The 6,384-nt window shown below is 68.0% G+C and carries 4 protein-coding genes and 1 pseudogene; 3 read left to right on the top strand and 2 right to left on the bottom strand.

Annotated features, from left to right (window positions below):
* The coding region (locus RWX45_RS05985; RefSeq protein WP_316022851.1) for a beta-galactosidase at positions 1-1,817 on the top strand (1,817 nt) is incomplete at its 5' end.
* A gap of 41 nt (positions 1,818-1,858) precedes the next feature.
* Positions 1,859-3,295 (top strand): glycoside hydrolase family 30 protein, encoded by a 1,437-nt coding sequence (locus RWX45_RS05980; RefSeq protein WP_316022850.1) that lies wholly within the window; start codon positions 1,859-1,861, stop codon positions 3,293-3,295.
* 226 nt (positions 3,296-3,521) lie between these two features.
* Here the strand turns inward: RWX45_RS05980 and RWX45_RS05975 are convergent, their stop codons facing one another.
* Both RWX45_RS05975 and RWX45_RS05970 read right to left on the bottom strand, forming a co-directional pair.
* Positions 3,522-4,166, bottom strand: coding sequence for a helix-turn-helix domain-containing protein (locus tag RWX45_RS05975; protein WP_316022849.1), 645 nt, complete (start codon positions 4,164-4,166; stop codon positions 3,522-3,524).
* 142 nt (positions 4,167-4,308) lie between these two features.
* The gene (locus RWX45_RS05970) at positions 4,309-5,616 is read right to left on the bottom strand and encodes an MFS transporter (protein WP_316022848.1); all 1,308 of its coding nucleotides are present in this window, start codon (positions 5,614-5,616) and stop codon (positions 4,309-4,311) included.
* 236 nt (positions 5,617-5,852) lie between these two features.
* Between RWX45_RS05970 and RWX45_RS05965 the strand changes: the two are divergent.
* Positions 5,853-6,384 (top strand): annotated as a pseudogene (locus tag RWX45_RS05965) (MFS transporter); the annotation flags it as partial.

Here is a 6,384-nt window from a genome sequence, read left to right as displayed (position 1 = left end):
GCCCCCGCCAGAACATGGACATCACCGCCCCCGCCTTGCGCCGCTACGCCGAGGCGGCGATCCGGGAGCTCGTGAAGCACACGGCGCCGCGCGACAACGTGGTCGGCTTCCAGCTGGACAACGAGACCAAGTACTACGACGCCGCCAACGCGGACATCCAGCGCGCCTTCGTCGACTCCCTCAAGCAGCGCTTCGGCGAGGGAGACGAGGGCCTCAACGCTCTCAACGCCGCCTTCGGCCTCAATTACTGGTCCAACCGGGTGAATGCCTGGGAGGACTTCCCGGACGTCACCGGCACCATCAACGGCTCCCTCGCCGCGGCCTTCGACGCCTTCCGCCGCGGCCTCGTCACCGACTTCCTCAGCTGGCAGCGCGCCATCGTGGACGACTACCGCCGCGAGGACCAGTTCGTCACCCAGAACTTCGACTACGAGTGGCGCGGCTACTCCTTCGGCATTCAGCCGGCCGTCGACCACTTCAAGGCTGCCGACGCCGTCACACTGGCCGGTGTCGACATCTACCACCCCGGTGAGGACCACCTGACCGGCCACGAGATCGGATTCGGCGGAGACATCTCCCGCTCGCTTAAGGACGGCGACCCCTACCTCGTCATCGAGACCCAGGCCCAGGGGCAAATGGGCTGGCTGCCCTACCCCGGCCAGCTGCGCCTGCAGGCCTACTCCCACCTGGCTTCCGGCGCCTGCGGCGTCATGTACTGGCACTGGGGCTCCATCCACAACTCCTTCGAGACCTACTGGAAGGGCCTAGTCAGCCAGGACTACTCCGCCAACCCCACCTACCTGGAGGCCTGCACGGTGGGTCGCGAGTTCGCCGAGCACGCCGCTGCCCTCACCGGCCTGCGCAAGCACAACCGAGTGGCCATTATGGTGTCCAATGAGGCCTACACCGCTCTGGAGTGGTTCAGCCTCGAAGCCGGCTTCCCCCGCCAGTACGCGGGCGGCGCGGGCTACAACGACGTCTTCCGCTGGGTCTACGACGCCCTGTTCGACCTCAACATCGAGGTCGACGTCGTCCCCGCCGACGCCCCCCTGGAGCGGCTGGCCCGCTACGCCGTCCTCGTGGTTCCCGCCCTGTACGTGACGCCGGCGGCCACGACGACGGCGCTGCGCGACTATGTCGCCGGCGGCGGGCACCTGGTTACCACCTTCCGCACCGGCGTCGCCGACGAGAACGTCCAGGTCTTCACCGACCGTCAGCCCCACGGCCTGTCCTCCCTCCTGGGACTCGGCACCGACCAGTTCACCCGCCCCGAGGGCGTGGCACTGCGGCCCACCGGCGCGCTTGCTGCGGCCCTGAGCGACGACGCCGCAGCCGACCCGACGGACCCGGCCGTGCTGGCCACCTCCGCCTTCATGGAGCTGCTCACCCCCGTGGACGCCGCCGCGTGCGAGGGTGACGCCGCCGTCGAGGTCCTGGCCGAGTACGACCACCACGCCTGGAGCGGTCCCGCGGTGGCCGCCCGCGCCGTCGGCACCGGATCCATCACCCACCTGGCCACCTGGACGAGTCCCGAGCTGCTGGCTGCGGTACTGCGCCTGGTGGCCGAGCGCGCCGGCGTCGTCGACTGGGCGCAGGACCTGGCCGGACGCGTCACCGTACGCAGGGGCGTCAACGGTCGCGGCCGGGAACTGGCCTACTTCCTCAACTACTCGCGCGACGCCGTCGAGCTGACCCTGCCGATCGGGGGCGACGACGTGCTCGGCACCGCCGGTCAGGCGGGCGACCGGCTGGAGGTCGGCGCCACCGTCACCATCCCCGCCTGGGGTGTCCTCGCCGTCGAGGGCTGCGAGAACTGACGCACCCGCAAAGAAGCACCCCACCAGCAGAAAGAACCATCATGACCGCATCCGCCACCCGGCCCGACGCCGGCTTCCAGTTCTACGTCACCACCGAATCCGACCCCTGGTTCACCCCGGACACCCCCGTCACCATCGAGCCGATGCAGACCTTCCCCGGCGCCTTCCTGCGCCTGGACGCCCCCGCGCAGGAGATCGACGGCTTCGGCGTCTGCTTCAACGAGCTCGGCTGGGTGGCCCTGTCCCGGCTGGAGGAGGCCGAGCGCACCGAGGTGATGCGGCAGCTGTTCGCCCCCGGCGTCGGCGCCAACCTCACCACCTGCCGCATGCCGGTGGGCGCCAACGACTTCGCCCGCGACTGGTACTCCTACGACGAGGTCGACGGCGACTACGCCCTGGAGCACTTCTCCATCGCCAACGACGATGAGACCCTCGTGCCCTACATCAAGGCCGCCCAGGCGCAGCAGCCGAACCTCACCCTGTGGGCCTCCCCCTGGGGACCGCCGAGCTGGTTCAAGCGCAACAAGCACTACGCCTGCGCCGCCCCGAACCCCATGAGCGAGCAGACCAACTTCGACAACGGCCTGTCCCCGGACAACCAGATCGAGGAAGGCACCGACGGCCTCATCCTGAGCGACGAGGTCCTGGACGCCTACGCCCGCTACTTCGGCAAGTTCATCGACGCCTACCGCGAGCGCGGCATCGACATCTCCATGGTCATGCCGCAGAACGAGTTCAACTCCGCCCAGATCTACCCCGCCTGCACCTGGACCCCGGAGGGACTCATCAAATTCCTGCGCCGACTCATCCCCGAGATGGAGCGTCGCGGCGTCAAGGTCTTCTTCGGCACCATGGAGCGCCCCGACGACACCATGGTGGAGAAGGTCCTGGCCGACCCGGAGGTCGGCCCGCACATTGAGGGCGTCGGCTTCCAGTGGGACGGCAAGCGGGCCGTGCCCTTCGTCCACCACAACCACCCCGAGCTGAAGATCTACCAGTCGGAGCAGGAGTGCGGGGACGGCAAGAACGACTGGCGCTACGCCCGCTACGCCTGGACCATGATGCGCCACTACTTCAACAACGGCGCCAGTGTGTACGACTACTGGAACCTCGCCCTTGATGAGGGAGGCGTCTCCCGCTGGGGCTGGAGCCAGAACTCGCTGGTCACCGTGGATCCGGAAACCGGCAGGAGCCGCTTCACCTACGAGTACTACGTGCTGCGGCACCTGTCCGGGTTCGTGCAGCCGGGCGCCCGGTTCGTGCCCGCACTGTCCTACACCGGGTATGAGAACCTGCTCGCCTTCCACAACCCGGACGGCTCGGTGGTGGTCGCCGCCCAGAACGACATGACCATCCCGCAGGAGATCGTCGTGGGTGTGGGGAACAAGAACGTCACCTTCACCGCCCCGGCCGACTCGCTGGTCACCGTGGTGGTGCCCGCCCAGGAGGTTGAGGTGGCTCCCAAGCCGCTGGCCTGATGCCTGCCGGTGTCTGAGGCGACCGCATGGCGGGTTGGCATGGTACGGCGGCGTCGCGTCTGCGCACTGCACGACCTTGGGGTACGGTTTACGACCCCGGGGAGGTCGTGAAACGTCCCCCGGGGTCGGATTTCGTCATTCGGGTCGTGCGGTGCGCGCGAGGCCGCTAACCCCGGAGTTGGATTTTGTCACCTGAGGTACCGCGGACCACCCACGGGCCCGGTGTTCAGCGATAGCCGTCCCAGGTGGGCGAGGGGAATAGCACGGGCTCCCAGCGCGCCCATTCCTCCTTGAGGGAGACGGGCGGACGCCGGAAGAAGCGGATCTGGGCGCCGTCCATGGCCTCGATCGCCATCTCCACCAGCGGCCGCATCGTTGGCCAACCGCCCGCCGCGACGATGTCTGGCGGCAGCCGCCAGGTGAAGGTGGAGTAGAAGTCCCACACCTGATCGGGGCGGTTGATGAAGTAGTTGTAGGCGGGGTGGCGCGGGTCGGTCGCCTCCATGCCGAGCGTCATGTACAGCTCCATGAGCTCGGGGCGGGCCTCGTTGAAGGCGACGAGGTAGCGGAAGTAGGCGGGCAGGCTGATGCCGTCCGGATGTGTGGCGGCCGGGTCACCGGAGTCGATGAAGTCCTGCGGGGTGCCCTGCCGGTCGTAGCGGTCACCGAGCAGGAGCTCCAGCAGCCCGTTCTTGGTGCCGATGTAGTGCAGCAGTCCCGCCTGGGTGATCCCGACGGCGTCGGCCACCTCTTGCAGCGACAGGCCGTTGAAGCCGTGCTTGGCCACCAGCTCGGTGGCGACGTCGACGATCTGCTCGCGCCGCTCGGCGGCGGACAGGCGGCGACGTTTCGGGGTGGTGGGCGAGGACATGACTGGATCTTATGGGTCGGTCAGCGGTACTTCGAGCCCGCGCGCCGGACCGGTCGCTGAGCCCTGTCGGGGCAGACGCCGCGGCCCCGCCCGAGGAGTTCGGACGGGGCCGCGGCGTGGGATTGAGTGGGTCAGCGACCGGTCAGCGCACCTTCTTGATCGCCAGGATGGAGAAGCAGCCGATGACGGCGCAGGCGATCGAGATGGGGAAGACCAACGAGTAGCTGCCGGTGTGAGTGACCACGAAGGAGGTGATGATCGGGCCGCACATCTGGCCGAACGTGGTGGACATGTTGAGGATGCCCAGATCCTTGCCGGCGGTCTCCGGGTTGGGCAGGACGTCCACGTTGAGGGCCTGGTCGACCGACCCGTACACGGCGTAGCCGAGGCCGGCGATGCCGGCGAACAGGTACATGCCCGTCGTCGTCGGCATGATCCACGGCATGGCCACACCCAGGGCGAAGCACAGCGAGGCGAGTACCACCGGCACCTTGCGGCGGTGCAGCAGGTCGGAGATGGGGCCACCGAGGAAGCCGCCGATGAGGCTCATGACCAGGATGATGGAGTTGGTGACCGCCACCGTCGCAGCGACCTGGGAGGCCGAGAGCTTGAGGTAGTCCTGGATGATGTACAGCTGGTAGGCGTTGATCATCTGGTAGGAGATGAGCATGGTGAAGCGGCCGAAGAAGGCCTTGTAGAAGTCGCTGGCGCCGCGCGTGGGCGGGATGAAGGAGCGGGCCAGGTCACCCAGCGACTGACCGGTGGCGGGCAGGTCGACGGCGGAGGGCTCGCGCGGCCACAGCGCCACGGCGACGATGCCGGAGATTCCCATGAGCACACCGCCGATGACGAAGCCGGAGGTGGCCGCAGAGCCGCCGGCGATGAAGGTCGCACCGATAATGGCGCCGAGCGGGTAGCCCATGGCGGCGCCGACACCCCAGAAGGTGGACATGGTGCCGCGGATGGATTCGGGCACGCGGTCGGACAGGACGGCGACGGCCGGGGCCAGCATCATGTTCAGACCCACCATGCACAGGCAGTAGTCGATGGTGAGCAGGGTGCTGTTTCCGATAACACCGACGGCGAAGAGCGTGACGCCGCCGATGACGCCGCCCCAGATGACCCACGGGGTGCGGCGGCCGAAGCGGGAGCGGGTGCGGTCGGAGAAGTTACCGAAGATGAGGTTCGACACCAGGGAGACGACGGCGGTGATCGCGTTGATGGTGCCGAGCAGGGCGTCGGGGTTGGAGACACCCAGATCCTTGAGGCGCTGGGGCAGGAGCACCGAGGCGATGATGCTCAGGCCCACGGCCCACAGGAGGGAGATGAGCAGGAACCCCGCGCCGAACCGCACCATGGAGGTGCGGTCCAAGGGTAGGCCGGTGTCGGGGGCGAGGTTAGAGGGCGTCGAGGTTTCTTCCTCGACGAGGGACGCGGGCTGCTGTGCCATATGCGTGGACCCTTTCATCGAACGGCTGTGTTCGCCAATACGGTTACTTACTATTTAGTAAGTTCGATGGAGAGCGTAATCGCCCGGCGCACAGCTGTCAATAGGGTTGTTTCGGTTGTGCGCGGTGCGAGCGGCCGGGGCGAACGGCGAATGGTTCGCCAGCTCTGACCGCATCCCGCCGGATCTCACAGCGGGCGCTGAGCGCCGTCGGCTCGCGCATGCGGAAGGCTTATCCCATGCGCCTGACCGACGACCTCAAGGACCTCGCCTCCGTTCCGGCCTTCCGGACCCTGCTCGGAGTGCGGCTCGTGTCCCAGACCGGCGATGGCATGGTGCAGGCGGGGCTGGCTACCCTCTTCTTCTTCCAGCCCCAGAACATGACCACCGCCTCCGGCGTGGCCGCGGCACTCGTGGTCATGCTGCTGCCGTTCAGCATCGTCGGCCCCTTCACCGGCCCGTTCATTGACCGCTGGAGTCGTCGGCAGACCCTCCTGTACGGCAACCTGCTGCGGGCCGGACTCATTCTGCTCACCACGCTCGCGCTGCGCCTGGCCGGAATCGGCCCCGCCGTCTACGTGCTCGTGCTCGTGGCGCTGGGCGTCAACCGCTTCCTGCTGTCGGTGCTGTCCGCCGGGCTGCCGCAGATCATCGACCACGAGCGGCTGCTCACCGCCAACTCGATCGTGCCCACCCTCGGCGGTGCGGCGACGGCGCTGGGCGCCGTCATCGGCTTCGTGCTGCGACTGACGCTCCCGGCGGGTCTGGCGC

Source organism: Actinomyces sp. MRS3W, from assembly GCF_032465695.1.
Classification (GTDB): domain Bacteria; phylum Actinomycetota; class Actinomycetes; order Actinomycetales; family Actinomycetaceae; genus Actinomyces.
Note: the sequence above shows the minus strand (reverse complement) of the source record. Positions and strands in the feature narration are given on the sequence as shown.